The following is a 19,840-nucleotide window of genomic DNA, read 5'->3' on the forward strand; positions in this document are numbered from 1 at the left end:
GGAGTGTCCTCTCGTCCTGGTCCGTCCAGCTCAACGTAGATGCCCAAATAACAGTAGGCCCTGGCCGGCACGCGAGGTGCTGGCCAGGGCCTACTGTAGAAGAGGTCCGGCGGTGTCCTACTCTCCCACACCGTCTCCAGTGCAGTACCATCGGCGCTGTCAGGCTTAGCTTCCGGGTTCGGAATGTGACCGGGCGTTTCCCTGACGCTATGACCGCCGTAACACGATCAACCCTTGTTCAACTCTGTCCTTGTGCCACGGCTGGGCGTGGACACGAGGCGTGTGGTTGTGGGTCGGGAACCGTACAGTGGACGCAGATCTTGTCTTGTCTTTGCGGGGTACACGGGGCGGAGCCCCGTGGGATTGTTAAGTTGTCGGCTTATTAGTACCGGTCAGCTTCACACATTACTGTGCTTCCACGTCCGGCCTATCAACCCAGTAGTCTAGCTGGGAGCCTCTCACACCAAAGGTGCATGGAAACCTCATCTTGAAGTGTGCTTCCCGCTTAGATGCTTTCAGCGGTTATCACGTCCGAACGTAGCTAATCAGCGGTGCCCTTGGCAGGACAACTGACACACCAGAGGTTCGTCCATCCCGGTCCTCTCGTACTAGGGACAGCTCTTCTCAAGTTTCCTCCGCGCGCAGCGGATAGGGACCGAACTGTCTCACGACGTTCTAAACCCAGCTCGCGTACCGCTTTAATGGGCGAACAGCCCAACCCTTGGGACCGACTCCAGCCCCAGGATGCGACGAGCCGACATCGAGGTGCCAAACCATGCCGTCGATATGAGCTCTTGGGCAGGATCAGCCTGTTATCCCCGGGGTACCTTTTATCCGTTGAGCGACGGCGCTTCCACAAGCCACCGTCGGGTCACTAGTCCCGACTTTCGTCTCTGCTCGACATGTCTGTCTCACAGTCAAGCTCCCTTGTGCACTTACACTCGACACCTGATTACCAACCAGGCTGAGGGAACCTTTGGGCGCCTCCGTTACCCTTTAGGAGGCAACCGCCCCAGTTAAACTACCCACCAGACACTGTCCCTGATCCGGATCACGGACCGAGGTTAGACATTCAGAACGACCAGAGTGGTATTTCAACGATGACTCCACAACCACTGGCGTGGCTGCTTCACAGTCTCCCACCTATCCTACACAAGCCGTACCGAACACCAATATCAAGCTATAGTAAAGGTCCCGGGGTCTTTCCGTCCTGCTGCGCGTAACGAGCATCTTTACTCGTAGTGCAATTTCGCCGAGTTCGCGGTTGAGACAGTGGAGAAGTCGTTACGCCATTCGTGCAGGTCGGAACTTACCCGACAAGGAATTTCGCTACCTTAGGATGGTTATAGTTACCACCGCCGTTTACTGGCGCTTAAGTTCAGAGCTTCGCCTTGCGGCTAACCCGTCCCCTTAACGTTCCAGCACCGGGCAGGCGTCAGTCCGTATACATCGTCTTGCGACTTCGCACGGACCTGTGTTTTTAGTAAACAGTCGCTTCTCCCTGGTCTCTGCGGCCATCAGCGCTAACCCGCAAAGGGGTTTCACGCGTCCGGCCCCCCTTCTCCCGAAGTTACGGGGGCATTTTGCCGAGTTCCTTAACCACGATTCACTCGATCGCCTTGGTATTCTCTACCTAACCACCTGAGTCGGTTTGGGGTACGGGCGGCTAGAACCTCGCTAGGAACTTTTCTTGGCAGCATAGGATCACCCTACTTCCCACATACGTGGTCACTATCAAGCCTGAGGCACTGATGGGGCGGATTTACCACTCCCCGGCCCTGCGCTCTTAGACGTGGACAACCATCGCCACGCGGAGGCTACCTTCCTGCGTCCTTCCATCGCTTACCTACTACCGGCTCGGGTCACGCGCTCCCCGCCCAAAGCCACACACCCGAAGGTGCGTGACCGGCTGGACGGCTCGGGCGCTTAGCATCACCGGACTCGGTATTGGGCGGTCCTTCGCCGGTTCCGGAATATCAACCGGATGTCCATCGACTACGCCTGTCGGCCTCGCCTTAGGTCCCGACTTACCCAGGGCAGATTAGCTTGACCCTGGAACCCTTGGTTATTCGGCGGAAGAGTTTCTCACTCTTCATTCGCTACTCATGCCTGCATTCTCACTCGTGCCGGATCCACACCTCGATCACTCGGATGCTTCACTCCCGGCACGACGCTCCCCTACCCACCAACACGCCTGGACCCACCCCCACAAGGAGGACAGGCCGAGCAAAAATGTTGGTGCCACAGCTTCGGTGGTGTGCTTGAGCCCCGCTACATTGTCGGCGCGGAATCACTTGACCAGTGAGCTATTACGCACTCTTTCAAGGGTGGCTGCTTCTAAGCCAACCTCCTGGTTGTCTTCGCAACTCCACATCCTTTCCCACTTAGCACACGCTTAGGGACCTTAGCTGGTGATCTGGGCTGTTTCCCTCTCGACTACGAAGCTTATCCCCCGCAGTCTCACTGCCATGCTCTCACTTACCGGCATTCGGAGTTTGGCTGACGTCAGTAACCCGGTAAGGCCCATCAGCCATCCAGTAGCTCTACCTCCGGCAAGAAACACATGACGCTGCACCTAAATGCATTTCGGGGAGAACCAGCTATCACGGAGTTTGATTGGCCTTTCACCCCTACCCACAGCTCATCCCCTCAGTTTTCAACCTAAGTGGGTTCGGGCCTCCACGCGGTCTTACCCGCGCTTCACCCTGGCCATGGGTAGATCACTCCGCTTCGGGTCTAGACCCAGCGACTCAAACGCCCTATTCGGACTCGCTTTCGCTACGGCTACCCCACACGGGTTAACCTCGCCACTGAGCACTAACTCGCAGGCTCATTCTTCAAAAGGCACGCCGTCACCCACACAAGGCAGGCTCCGACGGATTGTAAGCGCACGGTTTCAGGAACTATTTCACTCCCCTCCCGGGGTACTTTTCACCTTTCCCTCACGGTACTTGTCCGCTATCGGTCACCAAGTAATATTTAGGCTTAGCAGGTGGTCCTGCCAGATTCGTACGGGATTTCTCGGGCCCCGTACTACTCGGGTGGCATCACACACAGTCCCACATGTTTCGGCTACCGGGGTCTCACCGTCTTCGCCAGGCCGTTCCAGACCTTTCACCTACACGCAGAATTTCTTACTGTGCACCGGGCTGGTAGACCCGGAACGTGACACTCCCACAACCCCGACACTGCAACCCCTACCAGGTATCACACAGTGCTCGGTTTAGCCTCATCCGCTTTCGCTCGCCACTACTCACGGAATCACATGTTGTTTTCTCTTCCTGTGGGTACTGAGATGTTTCACTTCCCCACGTTCCCTCCACACACCCTATATATTCAGGTGCGGGTGACCAGCGATGAAGCTGGCCGGGTTTCCCCATTCGGACACCCTCGGATCACAGTCTGGTTATCGACTCCCCGAGGCTTATCGCAGATTCCTACGTCCTTCTTCGGTTCTTGGTGCCAAGGCATCCACCGTGCGCTCTTAAAAACTTAACAAAAGTCACACAAAGACTTAAGATGCTCGCGTCCACTGTACAGTTCTCAACCAACAACCAGGCCAACCACCAACCCACACCAGCACAACCGGCGTACGTCAACGGCCCCAGCAACCAAAGGACACCCGACCCACCCCCCGAACACCCACGCACACAGTGCGCGCATGTCCAGGAAGACAAGGGCCCGATCCTTCAGGACCCAACAGCGTGCCAAGCACCACACCCCCACCACCACACCCCACTTTCCACACCCACCCCCCACCAACAGCAGAGGACGAGCCGTACTCGCGACATGCAGCACCAGTAGGCGCAGCAACTGACCTATCGATGTTCCACCCAGAGCAACCACGGGCACCACACTCGGGTGCACCACGCGGCCACCAACCCCACCCACCGGCAGCGGGCGAGGCCGTTGAGCTCCTTAGAAAGGAGGTGATCCAGCCGCACCTTCCGGTACGGCTACCTTGTTACGACTTAGTCCCAATCACCAGTCCCACCTTCGACAGCTCCCTCCCACAAGGGGTTGGGCCACCGGCTTCGGGTGTTACCGACTTTCGTGACTTGACGGGCGGTGTGTACAAGGCCCGGGAACGTATTCACCGCAGCGTTGCTGATCTGCGATTACTAGCGACTCCGACTTCATGGGGTCGAGTTGCAGACCCCAATCCGAACTGAGACCGGCTTTCTGGGATTCGCTCCCCCTCACGGGATCGCAGCCCTTTGTACCGGCCATTGTAGCATGCGTGAAGCCCAAGACGTAAGGGGCATGATGATTTGACGTCATCCCCACCTTCCTCCGAGTTGACCCCGGCAGTCTCCTATGAGTCCCCGGCCGAACCGCTGGCAACATAGAACGAGGGTTGCGCTCGTTGCGGGACTTAACCCAACATCTCACGACACGAGCTGACGACAACCATGCACCACCTGTGCACCAGCCACAAAGGGAAACCACATCTCTGCAGTCGTCCGGTGCATGTCAAGCCTTGGTAAGGTTCTTCGCGTTGCATCGAATTAATCCGCATGCTCCGCCGCTTGTGCGGGCCCCCGTCAATTCCTTTGAGTTTTAGCCTTGCGGCCGTACTCCCCAGGCGGGGCGCTTAATGCGTTAGCTGCGGCACGGACCCCGTGGAATGGGACCCACACCTAGCGCCCAACGTTTACGGCGTGGACTACCAGGGTATCTAATCCTGTTCGCTCCCCACGCTTTCGCTTCTCAGCGTCAGTAATGGCCCAGAGACCTGCCTTCGCCATCGGTGTTCCTCCTGATATCTGCGCATTCCACCGCTACACCAGGAATTCCAGTCTCCCCTACCACACTCTAGCCTGCCCGTACCCACTGCAGACCCGGGGTTAAGCCCCGGGCTTTCACAGCAGACGCGACAAGCCGCCTACAAGCTCTTTACGCCCAATAATTCCGGACAACGCTCGCACCCTACGTATTACCGCGGCTGCTGGCACGTAGTTAGCCGGTGCTTCTTCTGCTCCTACCGTCACAAAAAGCTTCGTCAGAGCTGAAAGCGGTTTACAACCCGAAGGCCGTCATCCCGCACGCGGCGTCGCTGCATCAGGCTTTCGCCCATTGTGCAATATTCCCCACTGCTGCCTCCCGTAGGAGTCTGGGCCGTGTCTCAGTCCCAGTGTGGCCGGTCACCCTCTTAGGCCGGCTACCCGTCGTCGCCTTGGTAGGCCATTACCCCACCAACAAGCTGATAGGCCGCGAGTCCATCCACCACCGATAAATCTTTCCACCACCACCCATGCGAGTGACAGTCATATCCAGTATTAGCACCGGTTTCCCGGAGTTATCCCAGAGTGGAGGGCAGGTTACTCACGTGTTACTCACCCGTTCGCCACTAATCCACGCAGCAAGCTGCGCTTCATCGTTCGACTTGCATGTGTTAAGCACGCCGCCAGCGTTCGTCCTGAGCCAGGATCAAACTCTCCGATAAAAACCTAAACCCTTATCAAGAGCCAGATCACAAGCAAAACCACCACACCCCAACGGGGGGTCAAGACATGGCAGTCAAAAAACGCCGCACCCAACCCAGCCAAAACCAGACCAGGCACGACAAACAAACAATTGGCATCAATAAATCTGACACGCTGTTGAGTTCTCAAGAATCGGACACACAAGACGTTCCTGCGCTTTCGGCGCTATCTCGTCGGGGTGCTTTCCCACTTTACTCTGCCGGCCGCTGGGCGGTCAAATCCGCCTCGGCCAGGCTTCCGGGGGCATCACTAGCGTAACGCCTTGCTCGGAGGGAGTATTCCGCACCCGGGACCGGCCACCTTCCGGTGTCCGTGCCTCCCTGTCAGTGCGGCGAGGTGAAACTCTAGGTCACGTCCGACCCGGAACACAAATCCGCAGGTCAGCGGGTGTTTCGAGCCGCCGCGAGGCTCTTGCGCCCGCGCCGCAGCAGGGCTACCTGGCCGTGCAGGAAGTCCTCCGGCTGCAGGGTGCGCTCGGCATCCTGCACCTTTGCGTTGTTCACGCTGACGCCCCCGTCGCCGAGGAGACGACGCGCTGCCCCTCTGCTCTCGGCCAGGCCGACGAGCACCATCGCCTCGACCAGCGGGGTCCCCGGTGCGATCTCTGCCCCGGGGAGCTCCCCCGTCGCGTCGCGCAAGGTGCCGGCGTCGAGCTGAGCCGGGTCCCCCTTGCCGAAGAGCACCTGACTGGCCGTCTCCACCTGCGCGGTCGCGCCGGAGCCGTGGACGAGGGAGGTCACGTCGGCCGCGAGGGTCCGTTGCGCCTCCCGCAGGTGCGGGCGTTCGACCGCGGACCGCTCGAGCTCGGCGATCTCCTCCCGGCTTCGGTCGGTGAAGATGCGTAGCAGCTTGCCCGTCTCGGAGTCCGCCACGTTGATCCAGTACTGGTAGAACGCGTAGGGGCTCGTCATGTCGGCAGCCAGCCAGACGGCGTTGCCGGCGGACTTGCCGTACTTCTCGCCGTTCTCGTCGGTGACCAGCGGGGTGGTCAGCACGTGTGCCGTGCAGCCCTCCGTCCGGTGGATCAGGTCCACGCCGGCGGTGAGGTTGCCCCACTGGTCCTGCCCGCCGGTCTGCAGGGTGCAGCCGTGCTCGCGGTAGAGGTGGAGGAAGTCCATGCCCTGCAGCAGCTGGTAGCTGAACTCGGTGTACGAGATGCCCTCCTGGCTCTCCAGCCGGGCCGCGATGGCCTCCTTCTTGATCATCTGGTTCACCCGGAAGTGCTTGCCGATGTCGCGCAGGAAGTCCAACGCGCTCATCGGGGCGGTCCAGTCCAGGTTGTTGACCATGCGGGCGGGGTTCTCCCCCTCGAAGTCGAGGAAGGGCGCGACCTGCCGCTGGATCCGCTCCACGTACTCGGCCGTGAGCTCCGGTGTCTTGAGCACCCGTTCCGACGTGGGCCTGGGGTCGCCGATCAAGCCGGTCGAGCCCCCCACAAGCGCCAGCACCCGGTGCCCGGCCCGCTGGAAGTGGCGCAGCACGATCAGCTGCACCAGGTTGCCGAAGTGCAGCGACGGGGCCGTCGGGTCGAAACCGCAGTACAGGGTGATCGGTCCCTCGTTGAGCGCCGCGCGCAGGGCGTCCAGGTCGGTGGTCTGGGCCACCAGTCCGCGCCACTGCAGCTCGTCCAGGATGTTGCTCACCGAGGGTCCTTCCCAGGGTCCGAGGTATGCCGTCCGGTCCGGGCGGCCCGGCCCAGCCTACGGGTCCCTGGGCGGTAGACCGAGACCGTGGGCTCATCCTCCAGCCAGAAGCGCCAGGGGAAACGCGTGCCGTCGCCGCCCTCACCGCTCACCCCGACGCGGGGTCCCGTCCGGACCGCACCGACCGGGCCGGGCCCCGGGCGCAGGCGCACCTCCGCGCCCGGACCGAACAGGTCGAGCCCGTCGTGCGCGGCGTCCAGGCCCAACGCCTTGGTGAGCCGTCCCGGTCCGCGAGCCAGATCGCGGTCCACGACCTCGGTAGCCACCCCGACCTGCCGACGTTCGCGCGCCAGGTCCAGCCCCTCCACCACCTCGGCCGCCCGCAGCAGCACCGCGGACGCCGTGCCGTCCTCCCCGGTGACGACGTTCACGCACCAGTGGACGCCATAGGAGCGGTAGACGTAGAGGTGGCCGGGAGGGCCGAACATGACCTGGGTCCGCGGGGTCGGCCCGCGGTAGGCGTGCGAACCCGGGTCCAGCGGCCCGGCATAGGCCTCCACCTCGGTCAGCCGCAGCGTGACGCCGTCGTGGGACAGCAACGCACCGAGCAGGTCGGGTGCGACCTCGAGAACAGGACGGGCGAGGAGGGCGCGGTCGATCGGCATACCCATCTCAGTCGCGCACCAGGGGCATCTCCTGCACCCAGTGCCGGGCGCGGGCGACCTGCTTCAGCAGGTGGGCGCGCTGCTCACCGACCCGGGCGGGCGCGGTGCCGCCGTGGGCGTTGCGGGAGACGAGGGAGCCGCGGACGGTGAGCACCGAGCGGACGTCCGGGGTCAGGTGGTCGCTGATCCGGGCCAGGTCCTCGTCGGTGAGGTCCTCCAGACCGATCCCCTGCCCCTCGCAGTGCCGCACGCAGGCACCGGCGATCTCGTGGGCGTCGCGGAAGGCCACGCCCTCGCGCACCAGCCACTCGGCGACGTCGGTGGCCAGGGAGAAGCCCTGCGGCGCCAGCGACTCCATCCGTTCCCGGTGGAAGGTGAGGGTAGCCACCATCCCGGAGACGGCCGGGAGCAGCACCTCCAGGGTGTCGATCGCGTCGAAGACCGGCTCCTTGTCCTCCTGCAGGTCGCGGTTGTAGGCGAGCGGCAGGCCCTTGAGCGTGGCCAGCAGGCCGGTCAGGTCCCCGATGAGCCGGCCAGCCTTGCCACGGGCGAGCTCAGCGACATCGGGGTTCTTCTTCTGCGGCATGATGCTGGAGCCGGTGGAGTAGGCGTCGTCGAGGGTGACGAAGGCGAACTCGGCGGTGGCCCAGAGGATGACCTCCTCGGCCAGCCGGGAGATGTCCACCGCGGTCATCGCCGCGACGAACGCGAACTCGGCGGCGAAATCCCGCGAGGCGGTGCCGTCGATGGAGTTCTCGACCGAGCGGGGCATGCCCAGGTCGTGGGCCACGGACTCGGGGTCCAGCCCGAGGGACGACCCTGCCAGGGCACCGGAGCCGTAGGGGCTGACCGCGGCGCGCCGGTCCCAGTCGATCAGCCGCTCCACGTCTCGCAGCAGCGCCCAGCCATGGGCCTGCAGGTGGTGGGCCAGCAGCACCGGCTGGGCATGCTGCAGGTGGGTCCGCCCCGGCATCGCGACCTCGGCGTGCTCGGCAGCCTGGTCGACCAGGGCGTGGACGACGTCGAGGACCTTGGCCCCGAGGAGCCGGGCCTGGTCGCGCAGGTACATCCGGAACTGCGCGGCGATCTGGTCGTTGCGCGAACGCCCGGCCCGCAGCCGGCCACCCACCTCGGGTCCGACGCGCTCGATGAGGCCCCGCTCCAGGGCGGTGTGCACGTCCTCGTCGTCCTCGGCCGGGGCGAAGGCACCGGAGGTGACGTCCTCGGCCAGCTCACGCAGGCCGCGCAGCATCGTCTCCAGGTCGTCGTCGGAGAGCAGCCCGGCCTTGTGCAGCACCCGCGCGTGCGCCCGCGACCCCGCCAGGTCGTAGTGCGCCAGGCGCCAGTCGAAGTGCGTGCTCTTGCTCAGGGCCGCCAGGGCGTCGCTCGGACCGCCGGCGAACCGGCCGCCCCACAGGCTTACAGTCATGACCTCATCCTCCCCCATCGCCGTGGATGGTTCCGTCGCCCGTCAGCTCGGGTCGCGCTCACCCGTGCCGTCGTCGGCCAGGTCGAGCAGCCGTTGGGCCGTCCCCGGGCCGCCGGCCGGGTCGGTGGTGATCACCAGGATCGTGTCGTCGCCGGCGATGGTGCCCAGGATGTCCGGGGCGTCGCTGCGGTCGATGGCCGAGGCGAGGAACTGGGCTGCGCCCGGCGGCGTGCGCAGCACGACCTGGTTGCCCACGGCCCGCGCGCTGACGAGCAGCTCCTGGCACAGCCGGGCGAGCCGGGCGCTGATCTCTCCCGAGTCCTGCGCCGGTCGCGGCGTGAGGTCGCCCCCCTGTCCGGGCACGGCATACACGAGCTGTCGGCCGCGCCGGACCTTGACGGCCTCCAGGTCCACCAGGTCGCGGGACAGCGTGGCCTGGGTGACGATGATCCCGTCCTCGGCCAGCAGGTCGAGCAGCTGCCCCTGGGAGCCCACCGCGTGGCGCTCGAGCAGGTCAGCGATCCGCTGGTGCCGGGCTCCGCGCGTCATCGGGATGGAACTCATGCTGCAGGACTATACCTAGGACTGCATGAGTATGCGGCCCGCCCCCGGGATGCGCCGGGCCGCCTCGCTCCGGGCGGCGGGTGCTCGCCCCGCTCCGGGCGGCGTCCGACCCGGTGCCCGTCAGATACCGAGCTCCCGCAGCAGCTGGACCGCCGCGCTGGCCTGGGCAGCCTGGAAGGCACGGAGGGTCGGCAGGCCGGGGGCCGGCGGTCTGCGGCTGGCCTGCAGGAAGAAACCGCCGAGCCCGGCGAGGACCCCGAGCACGTCCTCCTCGCCTGCGCCGAGGGCGCGCACAGCCGGCAGGTGGGGCCGGACGTCCAGGTCGCCGGACCACCGCACGTTGATCAGGAGGGCGGCGGCGTCGTACCAGGCGGCCCCCCTGCTGGCCCAGGGCCAGTCGACGATGCGCACGTCACCGCCCGGGTCGACCAGGACGTTGTCCGCCCGCAGGTCCGTGTGGGAGACCCGGTCCCCAGCCAGCCGGGGCAAGGTCCGTCGGGCCAGTGCGTCCAGCCGGTCCAGACGCCCCGCCACCCAGGGATCCAGGCCGTGCGGCGGGCCGTCCATCAGGGCGCGCCAGCCACCGAACTCGCCAGCGACCTCCACCTCCAGCGCCGGCCAGGTGGCGGGCGCCGGCATCGTGGCCAGGTCGGCCCAGGCCTGCAGGGTGCGGTCCAGCTCCTCGGCCGTCCAGGGCAGGCGCGGGTGCGTGCCCTCCACGTCCTCGACGACGAGCACCACCCAGTCACCGTCGTCGTAGGCGTCCAGCAGGCGTGGCACCGCGCTCACCTCAGCCAGGGTCCCCAGCACGCCGATCTCGCGGCGGTGCAGGCCGGGGCTGTCCGGGTTCTGTGCCGAGCTCACGGCCTTGACGAAGGCCCGGGTGCCGTCGGCGGTGCGGACCCGGTCGGCCGAGCCGGGCGAGAAGCCGCCCGGCTGGGAGACGGCCTCCACCACCTCGGCGCCCAGGACCTGCCCGACCCAGCCGCGCACGTCGCTGGGCAGGTCCGCCCAGGCGAGGCGGACGCCATACATGCCGGTCAGCCCACCGGGTCGTCGTCGCCCCAGGGCCGCAGGCGCAGCATCCGCTCGCCCTCGCCCAGACCGGAACGGGAGCGGCGGCGCAGCTCGTCGAGGTCATCGGTCCCGGCGCGGACGAAGCGGCCGTTGAACCCGTCGAGCTCCCCGTCGGCGAGGGCGAGCGCCAGGGCCTTGAGGTCCTCGGGGTCGGTCCACTCGGTGCGGCCGCGGTGCAGCTCCATGGAGTGGGTCATGTCGGACTCGATGACGCCGGGCGCCAGGTCGAAGGCGAGCACCCCGTGCTCGGCGCCGGCCAGCGCGACACCACCGGTCAGTCGGGCCAGGGCGGACTTGGAGGCGTGGTAGGAGGTGAGCAGGGCGCTCTCGCGGGTGCCGGAACCGGAGTTGAGGTTGATGACCCGGCCACCGCCGGCGGCGATCATGTGCGGCACCACGGCCCGGGTCAGCAGGAACGGGCCCCGCACGTTGACCACCATGACCTGCCACCAGGCGTCGGCGTCCGCCTCCCACAGCGGCACCTCGGGCTCGACGGCACCGGCGTTGTTGACGAGCAGGTCGATGCGCCCGTACCGCTCCATGACGTCGGCCACGGTGCCGTCGACCGCCTGCTCGTCGGTGACGTCGCAGCTGAACGCCTCGAACGGCATACCCTCCACGCCCTCCGGGGTCCCGCCCGAGCGGGAGAACCCGGCGACCCGCCAGCCGGCGCCGAGCAGCGCGCGGGTGAGGTGGGCACCGATGCCGCGGGAGGCTCCGGTGACAACGGCGACGCGGTCAGAGGCTGTCTCGGAAGTCATGGCTGCAGCCTACTGAGGCGGGCCGGGGGCTCACGACGGCTCCTCAGCGCTGGACCGCGCCGTGCTCCCGCGCCGCCCGGGCGACGGCCGCGTCGCGAGCGGCGTTGACCTCCTCGGTGGTCAGCGTCCGGTCCGGTGCCCGGAAGTGCATCCGGAAGGCCAACGACTGCTGGTCGTCCTCGATCTGGTCCCCGACGTAGACGTCGAAGAGCGCGATGCTCTCCAGCAAGTCACCCGCGCCCGCACGCAGCGACGCCTGGACGTCGGCGTAGGAGACCGTGCGGGGCACCACCAGCGCGACGTCCGACCCGGCGACCGGGTGCGAGGACAGCGGACCCGCCTGTCCGGGCCGCTCGCTGGCGGTGATGAGCACCTCCAGGTCGAGCTCGGCCGCACAGGTCCGCTCCGGCAGGCCGAGGCGCTGCAGCACCTTCGGGTGCAGCTCGCCCGCCCACCCGACGGAGGTGCCGTCGGCCAGGGTCAGCTGCACGCACCGTCCCGGGTGGAAGGGCGCGCGCTCGGTCTGCACCCGCTGCACGGGGACGCCGAGGGTGTCGGCGACCGCGTGCGCCCAGCCCACGACGTCGGTGACGTCCAGGGCTCGGCCCGGGCCCCACCAGCCGCCGCGCTCGGCCTGGCCCGCCGCGACGACCGCGACGTGCAGCGGCTGCGCCGGGACCGCGTCCCGGATGGCCTCGAGCACCTCGTCGGAGGGGCGGGCGCCGACGTCCGGCACCGGGGCCTGGGCCGTGTGGTCGGGCAGGGTGACCGTGTCGATCTCGAACAGGGCGACGTCCCGGGAGCCGCGGGAGATGTTGCGTCGCAAGGTGTCCGGCAGGGTCTGCAGCAGCTCGGTGCGCATCAGCGGCGCCTCGTCGGACAGCGGGTTGGCCAGCCGCAGCGCCGCCCGCCGGGGGTCCTCCGTCGGGAGGCCCAGCGCGTCGAACCGCTCCCGGCTGACGAACGGGTAGGTGAGCACCTCGTGCAGGCCCTGGCCGGCCAGCGCCTGCGCCACCGCACGTCGGGATCGCTGGGCGTGGGTCAGGCCCCGCCCGCCGACCGCGCGGGGCACGACCGACGGGATCTTGTCGTAGCCGTCGATGCGGGCGACCTCCTCTACCAGGGAGGGGGCGTCGGTGAGGTCGGAGCGCCAGGTCGGCGGCACCACGGTGACCCGTCCTGCCTCGTCGGGCCCGCTCACCTCGCAGCCGATCGTCTCCAGGAGGTGCACGACCCGCTCCTGGGGGTAGTCCACCCCGACGTAGGCGGTGGGCATCGTGAGGTCCAGGTCGATCGGCGGCATCGTGGTCTGCAGCCGCTCGTCCCGCATGTCGGTGATCGCGGGGTCGGCGCTGCCGCCCCCGTGCTCGACGAGCAGGTCGACCGCCAGCTGGGCGGCCGCGGCCGCCACCGCCGGGTCCACCCCGCGCTCGAAGCGCTTGGCCGCCTCGCTGGACAGCTTGTGCCGCCGCGAGGTCCGGGCCACGGTGCGGTGGTCGAAGTGCGCGGACTCGATGAGGACCTCGGTCGTCTGCCCCGGGGTGACCTCGCCGTCCTCACCGCCCATGACGCCGGCCAGGGCCAGGATGCGCTCCCCGTCGGGGCCGCAGGTGATGAGCAGGTCCTCCGGGTCGAGGGTGCGGTCCACGTCGTCGAGGGTCTTCAGCCGCTCCCCTGCCCGGGCCCGGCGCACGACGATCGGTCCGTCCAGGGTAGCCAGGTCGAAGGCGTGCAGCGGCTGGCCGAGCGCCAGCATGACGTAGTTGGTCACGTCCACGGCGAGCCCGAGAGGGCGCATGCCGGCCTCGGTCAGCCGACGGGCCATCCACTCGGGCGTCGTCCGGGTCAGGTCGATCCCACGCACGACCCGCGCGACGTAGCGGTCGCACCCGGGGACGCCGTCCAGCGGCGCCTCGTCCCGCAGGTGGACGGCATACCCGGCAGGCCCGGCAGGCCCCTCCTGGGTCGCGGGGTCCACGGGCAGCTGAACCGCGTCGGCCGGGTCGGCAGGATCCCTGAATGCCGCGCCGGTCGCGTGGGAGTACTCGCGGGCGATGCCCCGCATCGAGAAGCAGTAGCCGCGGTCGGGGGTGACGTTGACCTCGACGACCTCGCGGTCCAGACCGAGGACCGGGATGAGGTCGTCACCGGGCTGCAGGTCCAGCTCGGCGACCCGGTCCTCGCCGAGCAGCCGGGGCAGCACGATGATCCCGTCGTGGTCGTCACCCAGGCCCAGCTCGCGCGCCGAGCAGATCATCCCGGCGGACACGTGCCCGTAGGTCTTGCGCGCCGAGATGGTCATCGGGCCCTGCGGGGTCGGTAGCACGCCGCCGGGCAGGATGACCGCGACCAGGTCGCCGACCTCGAAGTTGTCGGCGCCGCAGACGATGCCCTGCGGGGTGCCGTCCTCCAGGCGCTGGCCGTGCTCGCCGACGTCGACCTGGCACCAGTTGATCAGCTTGCCGTTCTTCTGCCGCTCACCGTGCTTCTCCAGCACGCGGCCCACCACGAGGGGGCCGCCCACGCCGCTGGTGTGCAGACCCTCCTCCTCCAGGCCCATCGCGACGAGGTCGGCGGCGATCTGCGCGCCGCTCACGTCCTGGGGCAGCTCGACGTACTCGCCCAGCCAGTCGACCGGAACCCGCATCAGATCTCCATCCCGAACTGCGCGTTGAAGCGCACGTCTCCCTCGATCAGCTCACGCATGTCGGTGATGCCGTGGCGGAACATCGCGGTCCGCTCCACGCCCATCCCGAAGGCGAAGCCCTGGTAGCGCTCCGGGTCGATGCCGCAGGCGCGCAGGACGTTGTGGTGGACCATGCCGCACCCGCCCCACTCGATCCAGCCGGTGCCGCCGCACGTGCGGCAGGGCGGGGTGGTGGCCTCGCCGCGGCAGACGAAGCACTGGAAGTCCATCTCCGCGCTCGGCTCGGTGAAGGGGAAGAAGGCGGGCCGCAGCCGGCTGACGATCCCCGGGCCGAACATCGCCTCGGCGAGCCGGTCCAGGGTCCCCTTGAGGTGGGCCATGGTGAGGCCCTCGTCGATCGCCAGCCCCTCCATCTGGTGGAAGACCGGCGTGTGGGTGGCGTCCAGCTCGTCGGTGCGGAAGGTCTTGCCGGGCACGGCGACGTAGAGCGGCGCGCCGCGCTCGAGCAGGCTGCGGGCCTGGACCGGGGAGGTATGGGTGCGCAGCACCAGCCCGGCGTCGGCCGGGTCGACGAAGAAGGTGTCCTGCATCTGCCGGGCCGGGTGGTCCTTGTCGAAGTTGAGGGCGTCGAAGTTGAACCACTCGGCCTCCACCCCCGGGCCCTCGGCGATCTCCCAGCCCATGCCGACCATCGCGTCGGCCATCCGCTCGGCGGTGACGGTCAGCACGTGGCGGCGGCCCAGGGGCCGGCGCGCCGGTGCCAGGGTGAGGTCCATGGCCTCCTCGACGAGGATCCGCTCGTCCCGCTCCGCCTCCAGCTGCGCCTGCCGGGCGGCCAGGGCGTGGTTCACCCGTCCGCGGGCCTGGCCCACGCGCTTGCCGGCGTCGGCCTTGGCGCTGGGCGGCAGGGCACCGATCTCGCGGTTGGCCAGGGCCAGCGGTGAGCGTTCGCCGGCGTGCGCCAGGCGGGCGGCCTTGAGCTCCTCCAGGGAGCTGGAGGCGGCGATGGCGCGCAGGGCGTCGGCGACGTTGGCCTCGATCGCCTCCGGCGCGAGGGCAGCGACCTCGACGGGGTCGTAGTTGGTGTTGGGACCGGACACCTGCGCAAGTCTATGTATGCCGCTCCCGTGTCCACGAGGGGGTTTGGGCGGGCCAGACCGTAGCCTTGGCGCATGCCCTCCCCCCTGACCTCGTTGCTGCACGCTGCCCGCGGGGCGGCGATCGGCCTGTCCGAGGTGGTCCCCGGCATCAGCGGCGGCACGGTCGCCCTCATCGTCGGGGTCTACGAACGGCTGATCACCTCCGCCGGGCACTTCGTCGGGTCGGCCCGCCTGCTGCTCAGCGACCGCGAGGCGGCACGCCGGGAGTTCGCGCAGGTCCGCTGGGACGTCGTCATCCCCGTCCTGCTCGGCATGATCCCCGCGGTGATCATCGGGGCCAGGGTCCTCGGCCCGCTGGTGGAGAACCATCCGGTCCCGACCTTCGCCCTCTTCCTGGGCATGAGCCTGGCCGCCATCACCGTGCCGGCGGGAATGGTCGGGCCGGCGTGGACCTGGCCGCGCGTGGGCCTGGCCGCCGTGGTCGCGGCGGTGGTCTTCCTCCTCGTCGGCGTCCCGCCCCAGCAGGTGCCCACCCACCTCGTGCTGGTCTTTCTCGCGGCCGCTGTCGCGGTGTGCGCGCTCGCCCTGCCCGGGCTCTCCGGGTCCTTCCTGTTGCTGACCCTCGGCCTGTACACGCCCACCATCACCGCGCTCAACGAGCGGCAGTGGGTCTACATCGCGGTGTTCGGCGCGGGGATGGTGGTGGGGCTCTCCCTCTTCGTCCGGGTCCTGCAGCACCTGCTGGAGAAGCACCACGTGCTCACCCTGGTGGTGGTGACCGGCATCATCGCCGGCGCGGTGCGTGCCCTGTGGCCCTGGCAGGACGACGACCGGACGCTGCTGGCCCCCAGCGGCGACCTCGGCCTACCTGTGGGGCTGTTCTTCGTGGGGGTCGGCGTGGTGCTCGGCCTGGCCTGGCTGGGCCGCCGGGGCGAGGAGCACCAGCAGGCGGTGGAGGACGCTGAGGAGGTCGCGGAGGCCGAGCACGCCGGCGAGTCACGGCACTAGCAGGCTGGAGCCTCTCGCCGGCCCAGCACCTCCGGGGGCGCGCGCACATCGACGGCCCGACGTCAGTTGGTCCGCACGCTCCCCGAGGCGTGCAGGCACACGGTGGCCGCCATCGCCAGGTTGAGCGACTCCGCGCGCTGGATGGGGATGGAGACCGCCGCGTCGCACAGGGCGAGCACGTCCGGCTCCAGGCCCCAGGCCTCGTTGCCCATCACCCAGGCGTGCGGCCCGGTCAGGTCGACGTCGGGCAGGGCGGTCTCCCCAGAACCGTCGGCGGCCAGCAGCCGGATCCCCCGCTCCCGGCACGCCCCGAGCAGCTCGGGCACGGGCGCCCCCACGGACACGGGCAGGTGGAACAGGGAGCCGACCGTGGCGCGGACGACCTTGGGGTTGTAGACATCGACCGACGCGTCGCTGACCAGCACCGCGGCGGCACCGAAGGCGTCGGCTCCCCGCAGCACGGTGCCGGCGTTGCCGGGGTCACGGACGTGGGTGAGGACGACGACGAAGCCGGAGTCCCCCACCGCGTCCAGCGCCTGTGTCAGCGGCACGTCGACCTTCTGCGCGACCGCCACCACGCCCTGCGGGGTGCCGGTGTCGGCCATCGCCGCGAGGACGGCCTCGGTGCACCACCACAGCGGCACCTCCGCCGATGCGGCCTCGGACACCAGCTCGGGATGCCGCTCCCCCGCCGCCTCGGTGAGGTACAGCGCCTGGGCGTGCATCGCGGCATACCGCAACAGCTCGCGCACCGCCTGCGGTCCCTCCACCAGGAACCGGCCCGTGCGCTCCCGGGCAGCACGACGCCCCAGCGCGGCGACCTGCCGGACCCGCTCGCTGCGAGCGTTGCTCAGCAACGTGGGTCGGTCGGTCATGCGCCGGGGCGTCGGGCGGAAAGGGCCGGGATGGCTCTGGCGGCGGCGCGGCTCAGGCCGCGGAGCCGGCCTGGGCGTCCTCGGTGGCCGGGACGTTCTCGCGGGCCAGCTCGACCAGCGCGGCGAAGGCGGCCTCGTCGTGCACCGCGAGCTCGGCGAGCATGCGGCGGTCGACCTCGACACCGGCGGCCTTCAGGCCCTGGATGAACCGGTTGTAGGTCATGCCGTTGGCGCGGGCGCCGGCGTTGATCCGCTGGATCCAGAGGCGACGGAAGTCACCCTTGCGCTTGCGGCGGTCGTTGTAGCTGTAGACCAGCGAGTGGGTGACCTGCTCCTTGGCCTTGCGGTAGAGCCGGCTGCGCTGGCCGCGGTAACCGCTGGCGCGCTCCAGGACGACCCGGCGCTTCTTGTGGGCGTTGACCGCCCTCTTCACGCGTGCCACGTGAGTACTCCTTGACTAGGTTCTTCGGGGAAAGAAGGAAAAAACGGGGTGTGGTGAGCCGGGCCTCTCAGAGGCCGAGCATCTTCTTCACCCGGCGGACATCGCTGGGCGCGATCTCCTTGTCGTTGACCAGGCGGCGGGCCTGCGAGGCGCGGCGCTCCTGGAACTTGTGCACGTGGCGCGCACGCTGGTGCATGATCTTGCCCTTGCCCGTCACGCGGAAGCGCTTCTTGGCACCGCTGTGGGTCTTCATCTTCGGCATGAGCCGGTCTCCTTCGTCGTTGCGCCGCGGACGTGCGGGCGTGAACAGGGGTATGGGGTGAGGCTGGGGCGGTGCCCGCGGCCTCAGGCGTCCGTGGTCTCCGGGGCCTGCGCGCTGGTATCGGCGCTGGTATCGGCAGCGGCGTCGGAAGCGGTGTCGGAAGCGTTCTGCGCGGCGGCGTCGGACGAGTTCCCCGAGCCCTCCTGCGCGTCGCCCTCGGCGTCCCGCTTCTTCTCCTGGTTCTTCTCCTGGATCTTTTCCTGGCGGACCGCGGTCTTCTTCTTGCTCGGCCCCAGGACCATCACCATGTTGCGCCCGTCCTGCTTGGGCTGGCTCTCCACGAAGCCCAGCTCGGCGACATCCTCGGCCAGGCGCTGCAGCAGCCGGAAGCCCAGCTCGGGACGCGACTGCTCGCGGCCGCGGAACATGATCGTCACCTTGACCTTGTCGCCACCCTTGAGGAACCGCACGACGTGACCCTTCTTGGTCTCGTAGTCGTGCTTGTCGATCTTCGGGCGGAGCTTGATCTCCTTGATGATCGTGTTGATCTGGTTCTTCCGGGACTCCCGGGCCTTCATGGCGGCTTCGTACTTGAACTTGCCGAAGTCCATGAGCTTGGCGACCGGCGGACGCGCCTGAGGGGCAACCTCGACCAGGTCGAGGTCGGCCTCGGCCGCCAGTCGCAGCGCGTCCTCGACGCGCACGATGCCGACCTGTTCCCCGTTGGGGCCCACCAACCGCACTTCCGGCACCCGGATGCGGTCGTTGATGCGAGGTTCGCTGATGTGCGTGCTCCTTCGTCGTGTCGAACAGGACCCCGGACACCAGGAAGGCCTCCTGGCACAGGGTGCGCAAGAGGCCTCGACGGTCCACGAGCTCGGGTGGTCGTGGAGTGCACGACGGCCTGCTCGCCGCGGGCCCGTCCGCACAGGGCGGTCAGGTCCGGACCGTGAACCCGGCGACCCTGAGGTCGTCGCGGGTGGGGGCGTGGCCCCTCTTGCACGTCGGGTGCGCTGAGCACCCAACTGGTCGATCCACCATCCTAGCAGACGCCGGTAGGACCTGCGGCACGCTCAGGGCGCGACGACGGCCTCGAGCCGGGGCCGGTCGCCCGCTGCGGCGGGCTCGCCGGGCGGCCCGGTGACGGGCTCGTTCCGTGCCCTGGTCCGCGAACCGGCCGATGCCTCCATGGACTCCCTGCGCGGGTCGTCGACGACGGCCACCCCGCTGAGCCGGAACCCCACTCCCCGGACTGCCACCAGCTCGACCGGGGCCCGCACTCCTCCGAGCTTGCGCCGCAGCCGGCGCACCACCGCGTGCAGGTGTCCCGAGTCCCCCGTGAAGGCGGTGCCCCACACCAGCCGGGTCAGCTCGGCGAAGCGCTGGACCTGACCAGCGCGCTGCATGAGCACCTCGAGCACCCCGAACTCCAACGGGGTGAGGGTGCGCTCGCGCCCGTCGTGCACCACCCGGCGCCGGTCAGGGTCGAGGAGCAGCCCGCTCGGGCGGGCGGGCGGGTCGGGTGCGGGCGAGAGCTGGGCCTTGGGCGGCCCAGGCGGCGGGTATGCCGTGTGCGAGGCCTCTTCGTGCGCGGCGGCCCCGGAGGAGTGTCGCGTAGGGGGTGGCGCACCGCGCGGTGCCGCGGGCCGTGCGCTGGGCTGTGCGCTGTCGAGCAGGGCCCGGGCCTCCTCGACCGAGCCGACAGCGAGCACCGGACCGTCCCACCCCGCCTGGGCGAGCTGGCCGACGTGCGCGACCGTCATCGGTGACAGGATGACGATGAGGGCAACCTCGGCCGGCGGTTCCTGGGGCGTCACCGGCACCCCTACCTGGTCGCCCCGCGGACCCGCGTGCGCCACCATTGTCGAAGTACCTCCCGAG

The 19,840-nt window shown here is 68.3% G+C and carries 14 protein-coding genes and 3 rRNA genes; 1 reads left to right on the forward strand and 16 read right to left on the reverse strand.

Going from position 1 to position 19,840, the window contains the following annotated elements:
• Window positions 1-104 precede the first annotated feature (104 nt).
• From rrf to pheS, 11 genes are all read right to left on the reverse strand, one after another.
• Window positions 105-221 (reverse strand): 5S ribosomal RNA (gene rrf / locus ESZ52_RS11340).
• Window positions 222-362: 141 nt separating this feature from the next.
• Window positions 363-3,498: ribosomal RNA gene (locus ESZ52_RS11345) — 23S ribosomal RNA — on the reverse strand.
• A 424-nt stretch (window positions 3,499-3,922) separates the two neighbouring features.
• A 16S ribosomal RNA gene (locus ESZ52_RS11350) occupies window positions 3,923-5,446 on the reverse strand.
• Together the 16S, 23S and 5S rRNA genes form the textbook arrangement of a ribosomal RNA operon.
• A 420-nt stretch (window positions 5,447-5,866) precedes the next feature.
• A complete protein-coding gene (gene tyrS / locus ESZ52_RS11355; RefSeq protein WP_131105027.1) occupies window positions 5,867-7,129 on the reverse strand; it encodes a tyrosine--tRNA ligase in 1,263 nt (420 codons plus the stop codon).
• Window positions 7,126-7,800, reverse strand: a complete 675-nt coding sequence (locus ESZ52_RS11360) for a DNA-3-methyladenine glycosylase (RefSeq protein WP_131105028.1) — start codon at window positions 7,798-7,800, stop codon at window positions 7,126-7,128. The genes tyrS and ESZ52_RS11360 overlap by 4 nt, the downstream gene beginning before the upstream one ends.
• Before the next feature lies 1 nt (window position 7,801).
• On the reverse strand, window positions 7,802-9,223 hold the full coding sequence (argH, locus tag ESZ52_RS11365) for an argininosuccinate lyase (RefSeq protein ID WP_131105029.1): 1,422 nt from the start codon (window positions 9,221-9,223) through the stop codon (window positions 7,802-7,804).
• A 42-nt stretch (window positions 9,224-9,265) separates the two neighbouring features.
• On the reverse strand, window positions 9,266-9,787 hold the full coding sequence (locus ESZ52_RS11370) for an arginine repressor (protein WP_238154545.1): 522 nt from the start codon (window positions 9,785-9,787) through the stop codon (window positions 9,266-9,268).
• A 120-nt stretch (window positions 9,788-9,907) separates the two neighbouring features.
• Window positions 9,908-10,822, reverse strand: a complete 915-nt coding sequence (locus ESZ52_RS11375; RefSeq protein WP_131105030.1) for an aminoglycoside phosphotransferase family protein — start codon at window positions 10,820-10,822, stop codon at window positions 9,908-9,910.
• A 5-nt stretch (window positions 10,823-10,827) separates the two neighbouring features.
• Window positions 10,828-11,625 (reverse strand): SDR family NAD(P)-dependent oxidoreductase, encoded by a 798-nt coding sequence (locus ESZ52_RS11380; RefSeq protein WP_131105031.1) that lies wholly within the window; start codon window positions 11,623-11,625, stop codon window positions 10,828-10,830.
• 43 nt (window positions 11,626-11,668) lie between these two features.
• Complete coding sequence (gene pheT / locus ESZ52_RS11385; RefSeq protein WP_131105032.1) at window positions 11,669-14,272, reverse strand: phenylalanine--tRNA ligase subunit beta; 2,604 nt, start codon at window positions 14,270-14,272, stop codon at window positions 11,669-11,671.
• The gene (gene pheS / locus ESZ52_RS11390) at window positions 14,272-15,372 is read right to left on the reverse strand and encodes a phenylalanine--tRNA ligase subunit alpha (RefSeq protein ID WP_131105033.1); all 1,101 of its coding nucleotides are present in this window, start codon (window positions 15,370-15,372) and stop codon (window positions 14,272-14,274) included. The genes pheT and pheS overlap by 1 nt, the downstream gene beginning before the upstream one ends.
• 72 nt (window positions 15,373-15,444) lie before the next feature.
• On the opposite strand from pheS, the gene ESZ52_RS11395 reads away from it, so the two are divergent.
• Entirely contained in the window at window positions 15,445-16,380 is a 936-nt protein-coding gene (locus tag ESZ52_RS11395; RefSeq protein WP_131105034.1) for a DUF368 domain-containing protein, read from the forward strand.
• A gap of 62 nt (window positions 16,381-16,442) precedes the next feature.
• Here ESZ52_RS11395 and ESZ52_RS11400 read toward each other — a convergent pair whose 3' ends face one another.
• From ESZ52_RS11400 to ESZ52_RS11420, 5 genes are all read right to left on the reverse strand, one after another.
• Window positions 16,443-17,255 (reverse strand): TrmH family RNA methyltransferase, encoded by an 813-nt coding sequence (locus ESZ52_RS11400; protein ID WP_131105035.1) that lies wholly within the window; start codon window positions 17,253-17,255, stop codon window positions 16,443-16,445.
• Between the two features lie 52 nt (window positions 17,256-17,307).
• On the reverse strand, window positions 17,308-17,697 hold the full coding sequence (rplT, locus tag ESZ52_RS11405) for a 50S ribosomal protein L20 (protein ID WP_131105036.1): 390 nt from the start codon (window positions 17,695-17,697) through the stop codon (window positions 17,308-17,310).
• A 67-nt stretch (window positions 17,698-17,764) separates the two neighbouring features.
• Window positions 17,765-17,959 (reverse strand): 50S ribosomal protein L35, encoded by a 195-nt coding sequence (gene rpmI / locus ESZ52_RS11410; protein WP_131105037.1) that lies wholly within the window; start codon window positions 17,957-17,959, stop codon window positions 17,765-17,767.
• Window positions 17,960-18,042: 83 nt separating this feature from the next.
• A complete protein-coding gene (gene infC, locus ESZ52_RS11415) occupies window positions 18,043-18,744 on the reverse strand; it encodes a translation initiation factor IF-3 (protein ID WP_131106591.1) in 702 nt (233 codons plus the stop codon).
• A gap of 288 nt (window positions 18,745-19,032) precedes the next feature.
• Entirely contained in the window at window positions 19,033-19,722 is a 690-nt protein-coding gene (locus tag ESZ52_RS11420) for a winged helix-turn-helix domain-containing protein (protein WP_181009991.1), read from the reverse strand.
• Between the last annotated feature and the right edge of the window lie 118 nt (window positions 19,723-19,840).

Origin of the sequence: Ornithinimicrobium sufpigmenti (assembly GCF_004322775.1) — a bacterium.
Lineage (GTDB): Bacteria > Actinomycetota > Actinomycetes > Actinomycetales > Dermatophilaceae > Ornithinicoccus > Ornithinicoccus sufpigmenti.

Excerpts from the sequence above, each read along its gene's own strand:
- ESZ52_RS11360 (WP_131105028.1), bottom strand. The coding sequence starts at position 7,800 with ATGGGTATGCCGATCGACCGCGCCCTCCTCGCCCGTCCTGTTCTCGAG.
- argH (WP_131105029.1), bottom strand. The coding sequence starts at position 9,223 with ATGACTGTAAGCCTGTGGGGCGGCCGGTTCGCCGGCGGTCCGAGCGAC.
- ESZ52_RS11370 (WP_238154545.1), bottom strand. The coding sequence starts at position 9,787 with ATGAGTTCCATCCCGATGACGCGCGGAGCCCGGCACCAGCGGATCGCT.
- ESZ52_RS11375 (WP_131105030.1), bottom strand. The coding sequence starts at position 10,822 with ATGTATGGCGTCCGCCTCGCCTGGGCGGACCTGCCCAGCGACGTGCGC.
- ESZ52_RS11380 (WP_131105031.1), bottom strand. The coding sequence starts at position 11,625 with ATGACTTCCGAGACAGCCTCTGACCGCGTCGCCGTTGTCACCGGAGCC.
- pheT (WP_131105032.1), bottom strand. The coding sequence starts at position 14,272 with ATGCGGGTTCCGGTCGACTGGCTGGGCGAGTACGTCGAGCTGCCCCAG.
- ESZ52_RS11395 (WP_131105034.1), top strand. The coding sequence starts at position 15,445 with ATGCCCTCCCCCCTGACCTCGTTGCTGCACGCTGCCCGCGGGGCGGCG.
- ESZ52_RS11400 (WP_131105035.1), bottom strand. The coding sequence starts at position 17,255 with ATGACCGACCGACCCACGTTGCTGAGCAACGCTCGCAGCGAGCGGGTC.
- rpmI (WP_131105037.1), bottom strand. The coding sequence starts at position 17,959 with ATGCCGAAGATGAAGACCCACAGCGGTGCCAAGAAGCGCTTCCGCGTG.
- ESZ52_RS11420 (WP_181009991.1), bottom strand. The coding sequence starts at position 19,722 with ATGACGGTCGCGCACGTCGGCCAGCTCGCCCAGGCGGGGTGGGACGGT.